We start from the raw sequence: 17,152 nt of genomic DNA on the forward strand, positions 1-17,152 counted from the left end.
CAGGGTCATGCCGGCGTAGGGGCGGCGTGACGGTGCGGAGTGAAGAGCCGGGGCGAATTGGGGCAAATGCACCCAAGGGGGCGTCTGCGTCGCCTGCGTCTCCGGAGTCGAATGGGCGGCGGGCGTCGCGGGGCGGTGAGGGTGTGACATCGGCTACCCGTCGGGGGCAGTGCCCGGCCCGGTGGCGGTGACCTCGGCGAGGGTGTGGCCGCTCAAGGGCCTGTCCTGGGGCCCACCAGTTCTTCTACGACCTGACGGCCGAGTCGGTGAGCTCGGTGGTGCGTCGGGTCCGCTATTGGCGTGGCCGACAGGTAGGGCTTTTCCTCCGTCGGGCCGATGCATTCCTGAGTGGAGGGGCGGAGGGGTGGGCTATCGGCGCGGCAATGGGCTCGGAGTGGGAGGGGCGTATGGGTGGGTGTTGTGCGGCGCGGGTGGAGACGGCTGCCGCCCAAGGGGCGTCGGCTCTGCCCTGTTTGCCCCCAGCCCGTGCGCTCCGGCGTCGTGGCGTATGGCGTGTGCGGTCGGCGCGCCGGGTGGTGGCGTTTCTGTGACGTCGTTCACCGGAGTCATTGCGGCCGGATCTGCTGCGGAGTGTTGGTGGTGAGGTCAGGGGGTGTGTCGGGGTCTTGGCGCCGGGGCGTGGGGAGTGTTGCGTGAACTGCGCGGTCCGGGGGAAGCCGTCAAAGAACCTTCTCGTCGAAGTAGCCTTTTGCGTGGCCCTCGCAGGGGGCGGTGGGTGAGCTCCAGGTGTTGTGGTCGATCGGGCGTGAGGTGAGAGGTGTGACGGACACGCAGCAGACCCCGGTGAACAAAGCGGCGGACGCGCGGGACCGCGTTCATGAGCTGCTGCACGCGCACCGCCCGCAGGTCGATGAACTCTCCGTGATCGACGCCCTGCTGGTCACCTCGGAATTGGTGACCAATGCCCAGAGGCATGGTGGTGGCGTCGCCGGTTTCTCCGCCCGGATCGCGGGCGGTCTGCTGGAAGTGACCGTCGCCGATCGCAGTCCTCGTCATCCCGCCACGGCCATCGGACGGGAAAAGTATGGGGTCGGCGGATATGGGTGGCCGATGATCCAGAAACTCACGTCCTGTGTGGTGATTGTCCCCACGGGCGAGGGCAAGGCGATTACGGTGACCGTTCTTCTCCGGTTTGAGGGTGCCCCCGACTAGCCGGCCAGTCGACCGGCCGACGAGTCGGCTAGGGGCAGCGGGTGCGGTAGCGGACGGGTAGTAGAGCGCGCCCCGTCGTAAGGCCCCCGTCGTAAGGCACCCCCCGATAGCCACCCCGTTAGGCGCCCCATTCGACGATGCCGTGAATGCCGGTGCGCCTTGCGTGTCACGCCCACCAGCCCCGCCCGCCCGCTGAGTGTTCACCCGCTGAGGCGTCCGCGCGGGGGCCTGAGAGTATTGCCGTCCTGCTGTGTGAGAAGGAAGTGCCCCGGCCGGCAATGCCTGCCCGGAGGATGGGTGAGCGTGGCGGCGTCGCCGCGACGGCTCGGGGGCATTGGGGTGGAATGGTGTGATGCAGGGAGTACCTGTAAGAGCAGCTGAGGCGCGCAACTTTGTGCACGACCTGCTGCACAAGATAGGCAGCCCGGTCGATGACCTGGCCCTTGTCGATGCCCTCTTGGTGACCACGGAGCTGGTCACCAATGCCCAACGGCACGGGGGCGGGCTCACCGGGTTCACCGCGCGGGTCGTCGAGGGGTGTTTGGAAGTGGCGGTCGAGGACGGCAGCGCGCACTGCCCCGCTGCCGCTTCCCCGCAAAACCCCGGTCGTGAACCCGGCATTACGGGTGGCTACGGCTGGCCCCTGATACAGCGGCTGGCGCGCAGCGTCGAGATCACCGCGACCGTGACCGGAAAGACGATTCGCGTGACATTGCCCCTTTGAGGGTGTTGGTGCTGTTCCTGATGGTGTGAGCCGCGGGCCATCCCAACCCCCATCCCGGATCGACCGCGCTCTCCATCAGGCCGGCTCGCTTCTCCCCGCAGCCCGCCCCCGGCGACGATTGCCATCCCCGGTCTCCGTGGGGGAGGGTGAACGAAGGGGAATGGTCTCTGCCGGTTGTGTGGGGTGATGGGGTGCACTCAGTGAGCCTTGCGTGGTGAAGAGTTCCGACGCATCCGTTGTCACCGCGCCCGTGGCCGCGTCCGTGGCCGCGTCCGTGCCCGGTGTCGATGCCGGTGCCGCGTGGCAGGCCGCACCCCTCCCCGTAGTCGTCATCAGTCCGTCCGGGCTCGTGCGTGCGGTCAATGACGCCGCCGTGCTGCTCTTCCCGGCCGCCAAGGCGGGCGCACTGTGCGACGACGCCCTGGTGTCCTGGCTCGCCGACGCTCATCAGCGCTTCACCGACTCCCTGCGGCCCGACGACGACGGGGAGGCGGCGCGCGGGCCCGTCGGAACACGGAGCTTCGAGGCCCGTCCGCGCCGTACGGAGAGCGGCGACGTGGTGTGGTGGCTGGTCGATGACACCGCCCGCCGGGCGGCGGAGGACGCCCTGTGTGCCGAGCGGGAGCGCACCGCGTTTCTCGCCCAGGCGTCGACGGAGCTGCTCGCGTCCCTGAATGTCGACCGGTGCATGCACGTCACTGCCCGGCTGGCCACGCAGTATCTGGCGGATGCCGCCGTCGTGGTCGCCCCGCCCTCCGGACGGTGGCTGGCGATGAGCTTCTGCGGTCCGGACGGGCGGGTGGTGCGTGACAAGGTTGTCGCCGATCCCACTTCCGTGCCGGGACTGGCCGAAGCCCTGAAGGGTTTTCCTCCCGTGCCCTCGCGCTGGATAGACCCGGCGGCCGTGCCGGACTGGGTGCGGCCGTCCGCGCTGGGGGAGATCGGCTCGGTGGCGGTCACCCCGCTCCCGGGGCACGGTGTGGCGGCCGGCGCGCTGATCCTCATGAGGCGTTCCGATCACGCCGCGTTCAGCGAGAGCGAGGAGACCTTCGCCCGGCTGTTCGCCGCCCGCGCCGGAGCGGCCATGTCCGCCGCGCGGCTCTACGCGGAACAGGCGGCCATCACCCGGACGCTGATGCGGGAGCTGTTGCCGCCCCGCCTCCAGCAGCTCAGCGGAGTGGAGTTGGCCGGCGGCTACCGGGCCTCGAACGACACCGACCGTGTGGGAGGCGACTTCTACGACGTGCACGCGGGGGCCGGGCCCGACGAGGAGTCGCTCGTCGTCCTCGGGGATGTGTGCGGCAAGGGGCTGGAGGCCGCGGTCCAGACCGGCAAGATCCGCAACACTCTGCACGCCCTGCTGCCGCTGGCCACCGATCATCAGCGGGTGCTGAGGCTGCTCAACGGTGCACTGCTCGATTCCGATCACACCCGGTTCGCCACCCTGGTCCTGGCCTCGGTCGCGCGGCGGGGCGGCACCGTCCGGCTGCGGGTGACCAGTGCCGGACACCCCGCGCCGCTGGTCGTCCGCGCCGACGGCCGGGTGGAGGAAGCCGCCACCCGCGGGTCCCTCGTAGGCGCGCTGCCGGAGGTGACCTCCACGACGGCCACGCTCGATCTCGCGCCCGGGGAGTCCTGTCTGCTGTACACCGACGGGATCACCGAGGCGATGGGCGGGCCGCTGGGCGATGAACTCTTCGGCGAGGCACGTCTGCGGTCCGCGCTGAGCGAGTGTGCGGGCCTGCCCGCCGAAGCGGTCGTGGAGCGGATCCGGATGCTCGCCGCCCAGTGGGTGGGGGCCGGGCGTCATGACGACATGGCCGTGGTCGCCATCACCGCACCCCACCATGCGCACCTCAGTGCGGTGGACGGCCACACCCGGGGCAGGTACACGGCTTGAGAACTATCGCTTCCATGGGGGGCGTGCCGATGACCGCTGACTGGCGGGAGGCAGAGGTGGGGGCCGTTCCGTCCCGCCGTGGTCGTTCGGGGTCCATGAGTGGACGGCTGCCGGGTAGGCGCGCGTCATGACCACTTCGCCTGTTGCGATGACGGAGAGCCTGGCCGCCTACGTCGACCACCTGTGGGACGCCGTGGTGACGGTGGACGAGCACGCCGCCGTCCGCCGGGTGTTCGACGCGGTGGACGCCGGGATTCCGCCGGAGGACGTGCTGCTCGACATCATCGCGCCCGTCCAGCACCGGGTCGGTGAGTACTGGGCGGCGAACAAGATGACGGTGGCGCAGGAGCACGCCGCGACCGCCATCAACGACCGGGTCATCGCGGCCCTCGCGCATCACCGGCCGCCGGCGGCCGTAGCGGAACGGGGCCGCATCACGGTGGCCTGTGTCGACGGTGAGTGGCATGCGCTGCCCGCCCGCCTCCTCGCCGAGGTGCTGCGGCTGCGCGGCTGGCAGGTGGATTTCCTCGGCGCCCAGGTGCCCGCACCTCATCTGATCGCCCATTTGCACCAGACCGGTCCGGAGGCCGTCGCGCTGTCGAGTTCGATCGCCACCCGGCTGCCCACCGCGCATGCGGCGATCACGGCCTGCCAGGCCGCGGGCGTCCCTGTCTTGGTGGGCGGCGCCGCGTTCGGTCAAGACGGCCGCTACGCCCGGCTCCTCGGTGCCGACGCCTGGGCGCCGGACGCCCGCACCGCCGCCGACTTCCTCTCCCGGGGCATGCCGGACACCAGGGCGCCCGCGCTCGGGCACCAGCCCGTCGACGATCTGCCGCATCTGTCCGACCAGGAGTACTCCCTGGTGGCACGCACCGCCCCGCAACTGGTCAAGGAGACCCTCGCGCAGCTGGAGGAACGCTTCCCCGCCCTGCGCGACTACTCCGACCGGCAGCGGCAGCACACCGCGGAAGACCTCGCGCACATCACCGACTTCCTCGCCACCGCGCTCTACACGGATGACGACGAACTGTTCACCGGCTTCCTCACCTGGACCGGGGCGATCCTCACCACCCGCGGAGTCCCCGCACACTCCCTGCACCCGACCCTGGACGCCCTCGCCGCACAGCTGAAGGACTTCCCGCGGGCCCGGCGGATCATCGGCCACGCCCGCCGGATCCTCGACGCCGGTCCTGGTATCGACAGTGGCCCTGGCGCCGACATCGGCCCCGGCTCCGACACCCGCCCCGGTTCCGGATCCTCCGTATGACGTCGTACCCGCCCGACGAGCGCTGTCCCACCGTTGCCACCCCGGACCGGCACACCGCCCACCTCCACCTCACCGGGGACCTGGACCACACCACCGCGGACGAGCTGCTCGCCCTCGCCCTCCGGCAGATCGCCGCGCAGCCCGGCCTCCGCGCCCTCCACCTCAACTGCGCCCAGGTGCGGGCCTGCGACCAGATGGGACTCGCCGCCCTGCTGGCTCTCCACCGCCGCACCGACGCCGCCGGGATCCACCCCCACCTGGACGACCGCCCACCCGCTCTGGATCGCCTTCTGACGGTCACCGGCACCCTCGGCCCCCTCACTTCCCCGCCCGGAGGCAGCAGCTCCACTACGGGCTGACGTCGAGCGATGCGTATGTGCCGGTGGGGCATGGGCCAGTGCGTACGGACGGCTCGGCCGGGGCGCACGAGCGGGCGGCGAACGGCAGGCGCGGGCGTAAGGGGACGTGGCCTATGAATGGCCGTCAAAAGACCTCGGCCGGTGAGGCGGGCGGTGCGGCAGACGGCGCGGGACATCTGCCCATCGCCGAGCACGGTCTGATCGGTGATCTGCGGACCGCGGCACTGGCCGGGACCGATGGCCGGATCGCCCGGTACTGCGCCCCGCGGTTCGATTCGCCCAGCATTTTCGGGTCGCTGCTCGGTGCCGGGAACGGTGGCCACTGGCAGATCAGCCCCGTCGAGGACATCGCCAAGCGCCAGCAGTACTACTTTCCCGAAACCAACATTCTCATGACGCGGATGCTGACCGAGAACGGCATCGTCGAGATCCAGGATTTCATGCCGATACGGGCGGAGGACGACCCCCAACACCGGCAACGGCTGGTGCGGCGGGTGGTCAGCGTACGGGGCAGTTCGCGGACAGATCGAAGAGGCCCGGGTGGCGCTGGAGAAGATGTTCACCTACGCCAATCACCTCGGTCTGTACGCGGAGCAGATAGGGCTGACGGGCGAACACCTGGGGAATTTCCCGCAGGCCTTCACTCATCTCGCGCTGATCAGCGCGGCCACGGGCCTGGATGACTTCATGGGCTGAGCCGAAACGCCACACTGCCGACGGAATGGTGTCCGTCGCCGGCCCGATGGCGGGGCATACTGACCGGCGGTGCCGACGGGCACACATTCCGAGGCGAAGCGCTGTCCACCCCAGGAGAACTGAAGGGCAGGAAGACCGTGGCTGACTTTCTCACCGACATCACCACCCTGCGCGAGCGGGCCCGCCGCGAGATGGAAAAGGGACCGGTCACCGAAGCGTACGGAGCCGATCTGGAGCGCGTCCTTCAGGTGCTGAATGAGGCGCTGGCCACGGAAATCGTGTGCACCCTGCGGTACAAGCGGCACTACTACACCGCTTCCGGTCTCTATTCGGAGCCGGTCGCCGCGGAGTTTCTGGAGCATGCCGCGCAGGAGCAGGAACACGCGGACAAGGTGGCGCAGCGCATCGTGCAGCTCGGCGGCCGGCCCGACTTCAACCCGGAAACCCTGACGCAGCGGGCGCACGCCGATTACGACGCCAGCGACGACCTGGTGGACATGATCAAGGAAGACCTGGTGGCCGAACGGGTGGCCATCGCCTCGTACACGGAAATCGCGAAGTGGCTCGGTGACGGCGACCCGACCACGCGCCGCGTATTCGAAGATCTGCTGGCGCAGGAGGAAGAGCACGCCGACGATCTGCGGGGGCTGCTGGAACGCATTCCGCAGGACAGGAAAGCCGACTGACGCGCGCTGCTTCCGGCGTGATTGGCCTGATCACGGCGGTCGGCGGCGGTGCTTCCCGGCGCCGCGCGACGGTGGGTGTGTCCCCGCCGGGGCTCCGCCCGGGCGGGTGAGCGGGCGCGGGCCCTCAGGAGCTCAGGGCGCCGAGCATGTCGTCGGCCAGCGTGAAGTATCCGGCGGTGCCGGTGACATCGAAGAGCCGGCGGACGACCTCGTGGAACGGGCCGGCGACGATCAGCGTGCGCTGCTGCCGGTGGTGGGCACGCTGGGCGGCGAGCAGGACATGCAGCACCGTGGAGTCGGCGAAGTCGGTGAGCGACAGATCGACGACGGTACGTGGAGCGCCGGAATCCTCCGCCAGCGCGCAGGCCTCTTCCAGGAGAGGGGCGCTGTCGTGATCGAGGGACCCGCTGACGCGGACGACAAAGGCCTCGTCCTCGACAGCATGGGTCACCACAGCCGGTGTATGAACGTACATGTGCGACAGCATGCCATGCTTTTCGCGCACAGGTTCTAGACAGTCTCTTGTTCGGCCAGCCCCAAGACCGTCCTTCGTATGGCCCTCGTCGCAGGTAGGCGAAGTGCGTCCGCACACCGGCGCCCACGTTCTCGTCCGGAGTGCGGCGCGACGGCGGTCGTATTTCTCATGAATGACTCAGAATTCCGCGGACGGACCTCTCCGGTCCACCGGCTGCGCCACTCAGCGGGGTGATTGTTCCACCGTTACGCATAAGGAACCCGGCACCGGGCAACAGGCCTGCTCAACGACCTGAATCCCGGAGGTGGAGCATGAACACGGTTTTCGAGGACGTATGTGACACACAACTGCCGGGGCCCTATGACGGGCCGTCACCGCGGGCCGGAAGATATTCCACCACGCTGCCGCGCGTCGAGGATGCCGGGAAGGTGGCTCCCCAGGACGCCAAGGCACTGTCGCCGCTGTTCTTCGAGCGGCTCGCGGAACTCGACGAGGGCACTGCCGAGTATCAGTACGCCCGCAATACGCTCGTCGAGATGAACTTGTCGCTGGTGAGCTATGTGGCCTCGCGGTACAGAAGTCACCGTGACCAGATGGAGGACATCGTCCAGGTCGGCACCATCGGTCTGATCAAGGCCATCGACCGGTTCGACCTCTCCCGTCGAACGGAGTTCGCGGCCTTCGCCATTCCCCATATCCTCGGGGAGATCAAGCGGTTCTTCCGCGACACCAGCTGGGCCGTCCATGTCCCGCGCCGTCTCCAGGAACTCCGCATCGACCTGGCCCAGGCCATGGAGCAGCTGTCCACCGCTCTGGACCGGGAACCCACCGTCAAAGAGCTGGCCGGGCATCTGGAGCTCACCGAAGAGGAGATCATCGAGGGCATCGTGGCCGGCAACGGCCACACGGCCGTCTCGCTGCACCTCTCCGGCGACAGCGAGTCGACGGCACCGGGCGGCGGCGGTCCCGTCTTCGCCGACATTCTCGGCACCACCGACCCCGCTACGGAGCACGTCGAGGACCGGTACGCCCTGGCCTCGCTGCTGCAGCAGCTCAACGAGCGCGACCGGCTCATCGTTCATCTGCGCTTCGACCGGGAGATGACCCAGGCGCAGATCGGCGCGGTGCTCGGTATCTCCCAGATGCATGTCTCCCGACTTCTCACCCGCATCATCCAGCAGCTGCGCAGGGGCATGCTCGGCCACAAGTGACCCCGCCGGGCCCGCTTCCGGCGTCCGAGCCGCACAGCCCATGGATGGTTCCCCTGCGACCGGGTACCGGGTACCGGGCACCGCACGATCCGCTGCGGCGCGCATGGGGCACCAGGCGAAGGGACGGCATGGCCGGAGAAGTCAGCGAGCGGCGGATGCGACCGGCCCGGCCGGGCCGGATGGCGCGCGTCCGGCAGTGGTGGGGGCGGGCGCTCGGGTCGGAGGGCCATGAGCGCACGACGGTGCTCCTCATCGTCAAGGGCACCTTGGCGGCGACGATCGCCTGGGTGATCTCCTACCAGCTACTGCACGCGCAGTCGCCCGCGTTCGCCCCGTTCTCCGCGGTGCTCATCATGCAGGTGACCGTTTACCAGTCGCTGCTTCAGGCCTCGCGCTACGTGGGCGCGGTGGTGGCGGGCGTGGCCGTACAGGCCGCCCTGGGCTTTCTCGTCGGGCCCGAGGTACTGACGTTCGCCCTGGTGGCGGCGGTGGCGCTCACCATCGGCCGGTGGCCGGCGCTCGGCTCGCAGGGCTCCCAGGTGGCCACCGCGGCGTTCTTCGCCTTCTCCACCTATGTGTCCGCCGCCACGCCCCTCGACGCGAGCACCCAGCTGGGGCAGATCATCCTGCTGGTCCTCATCGGCTGCGGGGTCGGCGTCCTCGTGAACGTCACCGTGCTGCCGCCGCTGCGCTACCGCAGCGCCGAATACGGCATCCGCACGCTGGCCCACGCCCTGTGCGACCTGGTGAGCGACATCTGCCCGGTGCTGCGCGAGGGCGGACTCGACGAGGAGAGCACCGGGCGGTGGCGGTCGCGCGCCGAACAGACCGGGGAACTGGTCGCACAGGCCCGCACGGGTCTGCGGATGGCGCGGGAGAGCCTCCACTACAACCCGCGCCGGCTCGTCCGCCGCGGCCGCCCGCACACCGGCTTCGAGGGCTATGCCGCGGTGCTGGAAGCGCTGGAGCGCACCCTGGGCCAGGTCGCCGCCCTGACCCGGAGCCTGAACCAATGGAGCGCGGACGAGGACCGCCACCGCTACGGCGACTTCCTGGCGAGCTACGCCGATTTCCTGGAGTCCCTCTCCCGGATCACCCGCGTCTTCGCGGACCTCGACGAGGACCGGCTCGGCGACCAGGCCCCCGAGCTGTGCCAACTGGCCGACGAGGCACAGGACTACCGCCGGCGGCTGGCCGAGGAGGCGGAGCGGGGTGAGCTGCCGCTCGCGGACCCGGGCCGCCCGTATGGAGTGCTGGTCATCGAGGCCGCCCGGCTGATGGAGGAGTTCCAGTACACCTGTGACGTGCTCCAGCATCATGTCGACCGGTGAAACAGCATCATGTCGACCGGTGAAACGGCGGCCTCGTGAGGTGGTGCCCAGGAGAACGACGGGGCACGCGGCCGGACAAAGAGGAGGGGCCGCCGCAGGAAAGCGGTGGCCCCTCCGTGCGCCGGGCGGTGTCCGGTTATTCCTTGAAGGCGTCCTTGGCCTTTTCGCCAGCACTCATGGTGGTCCTTTCGTTGGCGGCGTATCTCTCGTGCCCCCGCATTGCGCTGCCAAGCGACTGAGCGATAGGTGCGGGAAACGCCTGCCGACCCGGAGCGCGCACTGCGATGGAGGTGAGTCCCCTGCGGGAACAGTGCACGCCCCGGGCCGTACTTCTCGTGTTTCCCCGGGCCTGATGATGATGCGTCAGCGGACACAGAAAAATCGGGGTGGGCCGGACAACGCGGTGTTGTCCGGCCCACCCCGGATTTCCGGGCTTGCGGCGGCTACCAGCGGTACCACCGGCCGCGCTTGCCGCCGGCGCCCGCGGAACGCAGCACAAATCCGAGCGCCCAGATGATGAGTACGGCCACCGCGACATACCAGAGTGCCTTCAAAGCGAATCCGGCACCGAAGAGCAGCAGCCCGAGAAGGAGTACGAGAAGCAGCGGAACCATAGTTATCAACCTCCGAGACATCGTGTGCCCGCGCATTCGAGTCACACGCAACGTTTCTTCGGATAAAAACCGGGCAACCGCTGTCCCTCAGACGCTTATTACCCCCGGAAATCAGTTACCGTGCGCGGGCTCTGGGGCATATGAGGTTCCTGCTACGGAAAGTGGCCTCACAGGTCTCACCCGCATCTCACAACTGCCGTCGGACGGAGCGCGGTTGCATCCGCTTCCGGTTCGTATGCATGCCCTGGAGAGATCGGGGTAGGCGCGCCGCTGAAGCGTCCGCAGGTGCCGGGCGCGCGGGAGGGCGAGATGACCACCATCGTGAGCGAGACCACGACCGAGCAGCGACAGATCACCCCGGCGTTTGCACTGCCGGAGGTGCCGCAACCGCAGAAGGTGGCACCTCGGGACGCCAAGGACTTGTCCAAGCAGTTCTTCGAACGGCTTCAGGTCCTCGAAGAGGGCACACACGAGTACCAGTACGCGCGGAACACCCTCATCGAGATGAACATGTCGATGGTGCGCTATGTCGCCCGCCGCTACCGCAATCGCGGCGACGACATGGAAGACGTCATCCAGGTGGGCACCATCGGTCTGATCAAGGCCATCGACCGGTTCGACCTCACCCGCGAGGTCGAGTTCTCCACCTTTGCCGTCCCCTACATCCTGGGCGAGATCAAGCGGTTCTTCCGTGACACCGGCTGGGCCGTCCATGTGCCCCGCCGCCTCCAGGAGCTCCGCAGCGACCTGGCCAAGGCCAAGGAGCACCTCGCCGCCAAGCTCGACCGCGACCCCACCGTCCGCGAACTGGCCGCCCACCTCGAACTGTCGGAGGACGAGGTCATCGAGGGCATCGTCGCCGCCAACGGCTACACCGCCGGTTCGCTCGACACCCCCGCCGACCCCGACCCGTCGGAGCAGCGCCGCACCCTCGTCGACGTGCTGGGGGAGAACGACCCGGCGCTGGAGGCCGTCGAGGACTACCAGGTGCTGGGGCCGCTGCTCGACACCCTCGACGCACGGGAACGGCGCCTCATCGAGCTGCGCTTCGGCCAGGAGATGACCCAGTCGCAGATCGGCGAAGAGCTCGGCGTCTCCCAGATGCATGTCTCCCGGCTGCTCACCCGCACCCTGTCGAAGCTCCGCGCCGGAATGCTCACCGAACGCTGAGACCCGCCCTGCGCGGTGTAGGGGGAGGACGGGTCCTGTTGATCCGGCGCGGCAGCCTCCTTCGAGGTGTGGCGCGACGAGGTCCGGGCATCCGCGACGGCGAACACTCTTCAGGCGGGAAGGAAACCGACGATGCTGATGGCCCACCCTGCGGTGCTGCGGGAACTCGTGGCGGAGTACGAGGCATTGGAGCTGCTGCACGCCCGTCAGGGGAAGGCCGAGGTGCGCCGGAGGATGGACGACATCGCCTACACCCTGTGCGTCTCCACCGGCACCCGCGATGTGGACGCGGCACTGATCGCCGCCCGCCACCGGCTGCCCGGCGCCCGCGTGCAGGACGACTCCCTCCTCACGGGCACGGGCTGACCGGCCGACGCGGGCGTAGGCACCCCTACGGCCACGAGGGCCGGCAGCTCTTGCGCAGGTCAAAAAGCCTGGGCAGTCGAAGGGCCACGTCTTGGCATGGCGCGGCGACAGCCTTGAGGCGCAGAAGGGGAGACGGGGTGCAGCCGGCGATATCCGCCGTGGGTGGTGAGCGGGCGAGCCGCAGGCCGATCCGTTCCTCGCCCTTGAGGCACCCGTGGTGGCGGTACGGCTGCCACCGCGGGGCGCATCAGGGGCGGGCGTCGCGTGGTCAGTACGGTGCCTGCCGCCGGCGCCGGACCAGTCGGCCGAGCAGCGCCGCCACCGCGGCCAGCGCGGCGATGGTGGTCAGCGCCCTGGGCAGCCCGTACGCCTCGGTGAGGAAGCCGATCGACGGCGGGCCGAGCAGGATGCCGGAGTAGCCCAGGGTCGATGCGACCGCGACGCCATGGGGGCCGGCGAGGGCGCCGGCGCCGCCGATCGCGGCCGGGAAGACATTGGCCAGGCCCAGCCCGGTCAGCGCGTAGCCCAGGTACACCGGCCACAGCTGCGGGCTCAGGGCTGCCACCAGCATCCCCGCCGCCGCGAGGAGACCGCCGGCCACCAGGACGGGGGTGTCGCCCAGTCGTTCCAGGAGCCAGGTGCCCGACATCCGGGAGAGCGTCATCATCAGCGCGAACACCGCGTATCCGGCCGCTGCCGCACCCGGTCCGGTGTGCAGGTCAGCGGAGAGATGCAGCGAACCCCAGTCGGCCAGCGCGCCCTCGCCGTACGCCGTGCACAGGGTGATCAGCCCGTAGACCGTCACGAGCAGCCGGGTACGGCGCACCGGCACACGGCCGCGCGCCGGTATCGCGTCCTCCCCGTCGTGGTGTGCGCCATGGCCGGTGGCCGGCCGGGGCGTCCGCAGCAGAACGTGGCCCGCGTACGCGGTGACGACGAGCCCGGTCGCGGCCAGGAGCAACAGGTGCCACAGCGGGCTCAGATGCGGGGCGAGGAGCCCGCCGAGTCCCGCGCCTGCCAGTCCGCCCGCGCTGAACGCCGCGTGGAACGACGGGAGGATCGGGCGCCGGACCGCCTCGGCCAGGTCCACGGCGGCCGCGTTGAAGGCGACATTGAGGCCCCCGTACGCGGCTCCGAACAGCAGCAGGACGAGGCCGAGCTGAAGGGCGGAATGAGTCAGCGCGGGCAGGGCGACCGACAGCGACAGCAGGGCCGCCGTCACCACCGTCACCGGATGGTTGCCGTAGCGGCGGCACAGCTTGCCGGTGAGCAGCATCGTGGCGACCGACCCCACCGACACCCCGAGCAGGGCCAGTCCGAGTGCGCCCGCCGAGGCGTGGATCTGCTCCTTGATGGCGGGGATGCGCACCACCCACCCCGCGAACACGAAGCCGTCGAGGGCGAAGAACAGGGTGATCGCCCGGCGCAGCCGGGCCACGGCCGGGGGAGCGGCGGCCGGGGCGCGCCGGCCGGTGTCCATGAGCTGGTTCATAGGAGCCTCCGGTCGTTCAGCGGCGGACGCGGTGGGTGAGGAGGGTGCCGGCGGTGGCGAGCACGAGCCCGGCGAGGGTGAGCGGGCCGAGCCGCTGTCCGAGCAGCAGCGCGCCGAGCCCCGCCGTGCTCATCGGGACCAGCTGGAACAGGCTGCTGACCTGGCTCGTGCCGTGGCGCTGGAGGAGGCGGTAGAGCAGGCCGACCCCGACGATCGAGTTGACCAGCGCGCTCCACAGCAGCACCGGCCAGTACGCGGCGGTGAAGTGCACGTCCCAGCCCTCGGCGAGCAGTGCAGGCACCAGCACCACCAGCGAGGCGGCCAGCAGCTGTACGGCATTGCCGCTCACCGGGTCCATCCGCCCGCAGAACCGCTTCTGGTAGACCGTGCCGGCGGAGATGCCCAGCAGCCCCAGCGCGAGAAAGCCCAGTCCCGGAAGGCAGTTGAGGGACGGCTCGATCCCCTCGGCGACCGCCAGTGCCACCCCGCCGAGCCCGAGGACGAGCCCCAGCAACTGGCCTGCCGAGACCCGCTCGTGGAGCAGCGGCACCGCCAGCAGTGAGGCGGTCAGCGGGTAGAGGGCGATGATCAGGGCAGCGAGCCCGGACGGCACGCCGAGGTCCATGCCCGCGTAGATGCTGGAGAACTGCACCGCCTGGACGAGCACTCCGGCGACGGCCAGATGCAGCAGCCGGCGCCCGCGGGGCAGCCGTTGGCGGCGGATGCCGGCGACGGCCAGCAGCACCAGTCCGGCCAGGGCGAAGCGTAACGCCGCGAAGGTGTAGGGCGCCGCGTACCGCAGGCCGAGCGTGCCGGAGAGGAATCCCGAACTCCAGACGACCACGAGGGCCGCCCGGGCGGGCAGTTCGGCGAGGCGCCCCGCGGGCCGTGCGGTGGGGGCCGGCACACCGCTGGGTGCGGGCCGCTCCTCACTTGCCAGGGGCGGGCTGGGACTGGTCACTGCTGACGCTCCCTCTGTTTGACCGTGTTCGATAAACTGCACGCTAGAGCAAAATATCGTTCACTGCGACGGTTTTCCGCTCTTCGGGGTCACCGTGGTGGTCATGGCCACGGCCCGGACGGGAGGTCGGGAGCCCGGGCAGCAAAAAGCCCCACGGGCCGTGGTCCGCAGGGCAGTTGGAGGAGAGCGGAGGGGCTCAGTAGAGGCTGGAGAAGAGTACGGCGACCATCTGGGCCGGCTCATCGGTGTCATTGCGGAAGGTGTGCGGATGACCGGCCGACCACTGGATGCAGTCCCCGGCGCGCAGCTCATGGTCCCGGCCGTTGTACCGGGCCACCAGAGTGCCCCGCGTCGCCATGATGAGATCGGAGCCCTCGTGCTGAAGGTCCTCGGTGAGGCCGCTGTGCGGGGCGAAGTCCCCCGTGACCACTTGGTATCCGAGCTCCGGGGACCGCAGCACACGGTAGACGACACCCGGCGCCCGGTTCAGGGTCTCCTGCTTCTCCCGGGGGAAGAGCGAGGGAGTGGCCCGCCCCCGGGAGAACCCCAGGAACGAGCCGACATCGTGGTCGAACACCTTCGCCAGACGGCCGAGCCGCTCCAGCGCGATATCCGTCTCGCCCCGCTCCAGACCGGCCAGGAAGGACACCGACAGCCCACACTCAGCGGCCACTTGGCGAAGCGACATCCCCCGCTGCGTACGGAGCCGGTGCAGCACCTCGCCGGGCGGCGGGAAGCCGAGCTCCGGATCCCGCGCGGGAGGGGTGGAGGGGGCCGGGTCTGCCATGCCCGCATCCTAATGCCGGGGCAGGGGACATGCCGCTGACGGCCTAATGAGCGGGCTGGTCTGTTTGGGGGCGTCAGGCTGTGGCTCTTGGTCGCGGTCGTGTGGGGAGCCCGTGTGGACGGATCGGGTGAGTGGATCGCTGGGCGGTCCGGCCGTGACCGGCGGCGGGGCCGTGGACGTACGGCGGGGCGGCTTGCGGAGACCGTGGACAGCAAGGGCTTCGAGGTGCCCCGTCCGCCCGCGTGGATGCGCTGGCTGCCCGTTGCCTATGTGGCGTTCGTCCTGCTGCTCGAAACCGTCACCCCCACGCCGTGGGCGGTGAGCTTCCTGCTCATCGCCCTGCCGGTGATCGCCGCCTACTCCCTCGGCCCGGTGCTGGTCGCGGCGGCCACGGTCTTCGCGGTGCTGCTGGAGGGCGTGTTGGCGGGCACCCCGTGCTGTACCGGCCACAACATCCATATGTTGTGGGAGAACCACCATGTCGCCGCGTATGTCGCCACCGGTCTGGTCGGTGTGCTCGGGGTGGCGCTGGCGGCCCACCGCCGGCGCCAGGAGCAGTATCTGGTGCGCGCCCGCTCGGTCGCCGAGGCCCTGATGCGGACCCTGCTGCGGCCGGTGCCGCACCGGGTCGGCCGCCTTCTCGCGGCCGGGCTGTACCGGTCCGGGGAGGTCGGCACCATGGTCGGCGGTGACCTCTACGACCTCCGCGCCACCCCGGCCGGTGAGCGCGCCATCATCGGCGACGTCCGCGGCAAGGGACTCCAGGCCGTCCGTACGGTCGCCGATATCCTCGGCAGCTTCCGTGAGGCGGTCCATGAGCCGGGGGAGCTGCCGGCCGTCGCGGCCCGTATGGAGCGGCGCATGGCCCGTGAGGCCGAAGAGCTTCCCGATGACGAGCTGTTCGTCACCGCCGCGCTGATCGAGTACGACGCCGCCGCCCAGCGAGTGACGATCATCAACCATGGGCACATCGAGCCGGTCCTGATCTCCCGTGGCGAGGTGACGCCCCTCATCGGGCCGCCTGCGCTCCCGCTCGGCCTGGGCGCCCTGGCCGATGAGGAGCCCGTCGCCTACACCCACTCCTTCACCTGCGGTGATGTCCTTCTTCTGTGCACCGACGGGGTGATCGAGGCCCGCGACCACAACGGCGCCTTCTACCCGCTTCTCGACCGTCTCCGTGACCGATTCGGCGATCGGCCCGCGCCCGGCCCCGCCGATGTCATCGACTTCCTCAACACCGATCTGCCCCGCCATACCCGCGTCTTCCATGACGATGTCGCTCTGCTCGCCCTGGCACCTGACGGCGCTGACGGCGGCGGTGGTGGGGCGTAGGAGAGCGGTTGGCGTGGTGCCGTGGCGGTTCGCGTCAGTCCGTCTGGTGGGCGTCCCGTGCCGCGTCGACGAACTCCTCCAGGGCTTTCCAGTAGGGGCGGTAGGCGGCGTCGAAGGAGTCCTGGCCGTCGGGGTCGCCGGTCAGGTCCGCGCTGAGGGCGGCGTAGAACGGGCGGGTCGCCTTCTGGAGGGCGAGGGCCGCGGCGGCGGCCGACTGCGGGCCCTCCAGTTCGACGACCCGGGCGCAGCGGCGGATCCTCGCGTACTCGGCGACCTCCCGGTCCTGGAGTTCGCCGAGTGTGGAGGCACGGGACTCGGAGCGGGGGAGCCGCAGCACGGTGGAGATCTCCCAGAACAACTCGCCCATCCGGTGGGTCTGTTCGATCAGATCCAGATAGGCGGTGCGGCGGCTCTCCCGCAGCCGCTCGGCACGCTGCGAGCGCGCGGCGGTCTCGGCCTGGATCCTGGCGGCCCGCGCGCTGCCGCGGCTGGTGACCCAACTGGCGAGCACCGCCGTGCCGCCGGTCACCGCCGCGATTGCCAGAGTCCATATCGTGCTGTCGCCCACGTGACGTCACCCTACCGAGCCGCTCGGGCGCACCGGGCGC

General features: G+C 70.0%; 18 protein-coding genes and 1 pseudogene. 13 read left to right on the forward strand and 6 right to left on the reverse strand.

The features are described 5' to 3' along the window. Positions 1 to 780 precede the first annotated feature (780 nt). The 8 genes and pseudogenes from QT196_RS30190 (at position 781) to QT196_RS30225 (ending at position 6,805) form a co-directional block, all read left to right on the forward strand. Positions 781 to 1,173, forward strand: a complete 393-nt coding sequence (locus tag QT196_RS30190) for an ATP-binding protein (RefSeq protein ID WP_248001361.1) — start codon at positions 781 to 783, stop codon at positions 1,171 to 1,173. 352 nt (positions 1,174 to 1,525) lie between these two features. Then, positions 1,526 to 1,897 (forward strand): ATP-binding protein, encoded by a 372-nt coding sequence (locus tag QT196_RS30195; protein WP_266731574.1) that lies wholly within the window; start codon positions 1,526 to 1,528, stop codon positions 1,895 to 1,897. A 331-nt stretch (positions 1,898 to 2,228) separates the two neighbouring features. Continuing rightward, on the forward strand, positions 2,229 to 3,797 hold the full coding sequence (locus QT196_RS30200) for a PP2C family protein-serine/threonine phosphatase (protein WP_248001683.1): 1,569 nt from the start codon (positions 2,229 to 2,231) through the stop codon (positions 3,795 to 3,797). 127 nt (positions 3,798 to 3,924) lie between these two features. Continuing rightward, positions 3,925 to 5,064 carry a cobalamin-dependent protein gene (locus QT196_RS30205; protein WP_266731576.1) on the forward strand — a complete coding sequence of 380 codons (1,140 nt, stop codon included), beginning with the start codon at positions 3,925 to 3,927 and terminating at the stop codon, positions 5,062 to 5,064. Continuing rightward, complete coding sequence (locus tag QT196_RS30210; RefSeq protein WP_290356045.1) at positions 5,061 to 5,423, forward strand: STAS domain-containing protein; 363 nt, start codon at positions 5,061 to 5,063, stop codon at positions 5,421 to 5,423. The genes QT196_RS30205 and QT196_RS30210 overlap by 4 nt, the downstream gene beginning before the upstream one ends. 113 nt (positions 5,424 to 5,536) lie before the next feature. Next, positions 5,537 to 5,935: pseudogene (locus tag QT196_RS30215) on the forward strand (trehalase-like domain-containing protein); the annotation flags it as partial. 28 nt (positions 5,936 to 5,963) lie between these two features. Then, positions 5,964 to 6,119 (forward strand): glycoside hydrolase family 15 protein, encoded by a 156-nt coding sequence (locus tag QT196_RS30220; protein WP_168476349.1) that lies wholly within the window; start codon positions 5,964 to 5,966, stop codon positions 6,117 to 6,119. Positions 6,120 to 6,256: 137 nt separating this feature from the next. After that, complete coding sequence (locus tag QT196_RS30225; RefSeq protein WP_168481793.1) at positions 6,257 to 6,805, forward strand: ferritin-like domain-containing protein; 549 nt, start codon at positions 6,257 to 6,259, stop codon at positions 6,803 to 6,805. A gap of 124 nt (positions 6,806 to 6,929) precedes the next feature. On the opposite strand, the gene QT196_RS30230 is transcribed toward QT196_RS30225, so the two are convergent. Further along, positions 6,930 to 7,256: an STAS domain-containing protein gene (locus QT196_RS30230; protein ID WP_348772253.1), complete on the reverse strand. Its 327-nt coding sequence runs from the start codon at positions 7,254 to 7,256 to the stop codon at positions 6,930 to 6,932. Positions 7,257 to 7,591: 335 nt separating this feature from the next. Between QT196_RS30230 and QT196_RS30235 the strand changes: the two genes are divergently transcribed. Together QT196_RS30235 and QT196_RS30240 are read left to right on the forward strand one after the other, a co-directional pair. Beyond that, on the forward strand, positions 7,592 to 8,491 hold the full coding sequence (locus QT196_RS30235; protein WP_290356046.1) for a SigB/SigF/SigG family RNA polymerase sigma factor: 900 nt from the start codon (positions 7,592 to 7,594) through the stop codon (positions 8,489 to 8,491). Positions 8,492 to 8,619: 128 nt separating this feature from the next. Beyond that, positions 8,620 to 9,822, forward strand: a complete 1,203-nt coding sequence (locus QT196_RS30240; protein ID WP_290356047.1) for an aromatic acid exporter family protein — start codon at positions 8,620 to 8,622, stop codon at positions 9,820 to 9,822. A 443-nt stretch (positions 9,823 to 10,265) separates the two neighbouring features. Here QT196_RS30240 and QT196_RS30245 read toward each other — a convergent pair whose 3' ends face one another. Then, positions 10,266 to 10,436, reverse strand: a complete 171-nt coding sequence (locus QT196_RS30245; RefSeq protein ID WP_085926100.1) for a hydrophobic protein — start codon at positions 10,434 to 10,436, stop codon at positions 10,266 to 10,268. A 309-nt stretch (positions 10,437 to 10,745) separates the two neighbouring features. On the opposite strand from QT196_RS30245, the gene QT196_RS30250 reads away from it, so the two are divergent. Further along, a complete protein-coding gene (locus QT196_RS30250) occupies positions 10,746 to 11,606 on the forward strand; it encodes an RNA polymerase sigma factor SigF (protein WP_168481796.1) in 861 nt (286 codons plus the stop codon). A 132-nt stretch (positions 11,607 to 11,738) separates the two neighbouring features. Beyond that, positions 11,739 to 11,972 (forward strand): DUF5133 domain-containing protein, encoded by a 234-nt coding sequence (locus QT196_RS30255; RefSeq protein WP_168481797.1) that lies wholly within the window; start codon positions 11,739 to 11,741, stop codon positions 11,970 to 11,972. A 268-nt stretch (positions 11,973 to 12,240) separates the two neighbouring features. Here QT196_RS30255 and QT196_RS30260 read toward each other — a convergent pair whose 3' ends face one another. The 3 genes from QT196_RS30260 to QT196_RS30270 all read right to left on the reverse strand — a co-directional run bounded on the left by QT196_RS30260 (position 12,241) and on the right by QT196_RS30270 (position 15,212). Further along, the gene (locus QT196_RS30260; protein WP_290356048.1) at positions 12,241 to 13,464 is read right to left on the reverse strand and encodes an MFS transporter; all 1,224 of its coding nucleotides are present in this window, start codon (positions 13,462 to 13,464) and stop codon (positions 12,241 to 12,243) included. Positions 13,465 to 13,480: 16 nt separating this feature from the next. Continuing rightward, complete coding sequence (locus tag QT196_RS30265) at positions 13,481 to 14,425, reverse strand: DMT family transporter (RefSeq protein WP_290356049.1); 945 nt, start codon at positions 14,423 to 14,425, stop codon at positions 13,481 to 13,483. A 196-nt stretch (positions 14,426 to 14,621) separates the two neighbouring features. Continuing rightward, on the reverse strand, positions 14,622 to 15,212 hold the full coding sequence (locus QT196_RS30270; RefSeq protein ID WP_042159684.1) for an XRE family transcriptional regulator: 591 nt from the start codon (positions 15,210 to 15,212) through the stop codon (positions 14,622 to 14,624). Positions 15,213 to 15,416: 204 nt separating this feature from the next. Here QT196_RS30270 and QT196_RS30275 point away from each other — a divergent pair, with 204 nt between their 5' ends. Next, positions 15,417 to 16,544 carry a PP2C family protein-serine/threonine phosphatase gene (locus QT196_RS30275; RefSeq protein WP_290356050.1) on the forward strand — a complete coding sequence of 376 codons (1,128 nt, stop codon included), beginning with the start codon at positions 15,417 to 15,419 and terminating at the stop codon, positions 16,542 to 16,544. A gap of 34 nt (positions 16,545 to 16,578) precedes the next feature. Here QT196_RS30275 and QT196_RS30280 read toward each other — a convergent pair whose 3' ends face one another. Continuing rightward, the gene (locus QT196_RS30280; protein ID WP_168481799.1) at positions 16,579 to 17,112 is read right to left on the reverse strand and encodes a hypothetical protein; all 534 of its coding nucleotides are present in this window, start codon (positions 17,110 to 17,112) and stop codon (positions 16,579 to 16,581) included. Positions 17,113 to 17,152: the final 40 nt, after the last annotated feature.

Source organism: Streptomyces sp. P9-2B-2 (genome assembly GCF_030406865.1).
Lineage (GTDB): Bacteria > Actinomycetota > Actinomycetes > Streptomycetales > Streptomycetaceae > Streptomyces > Streptomyces platensis.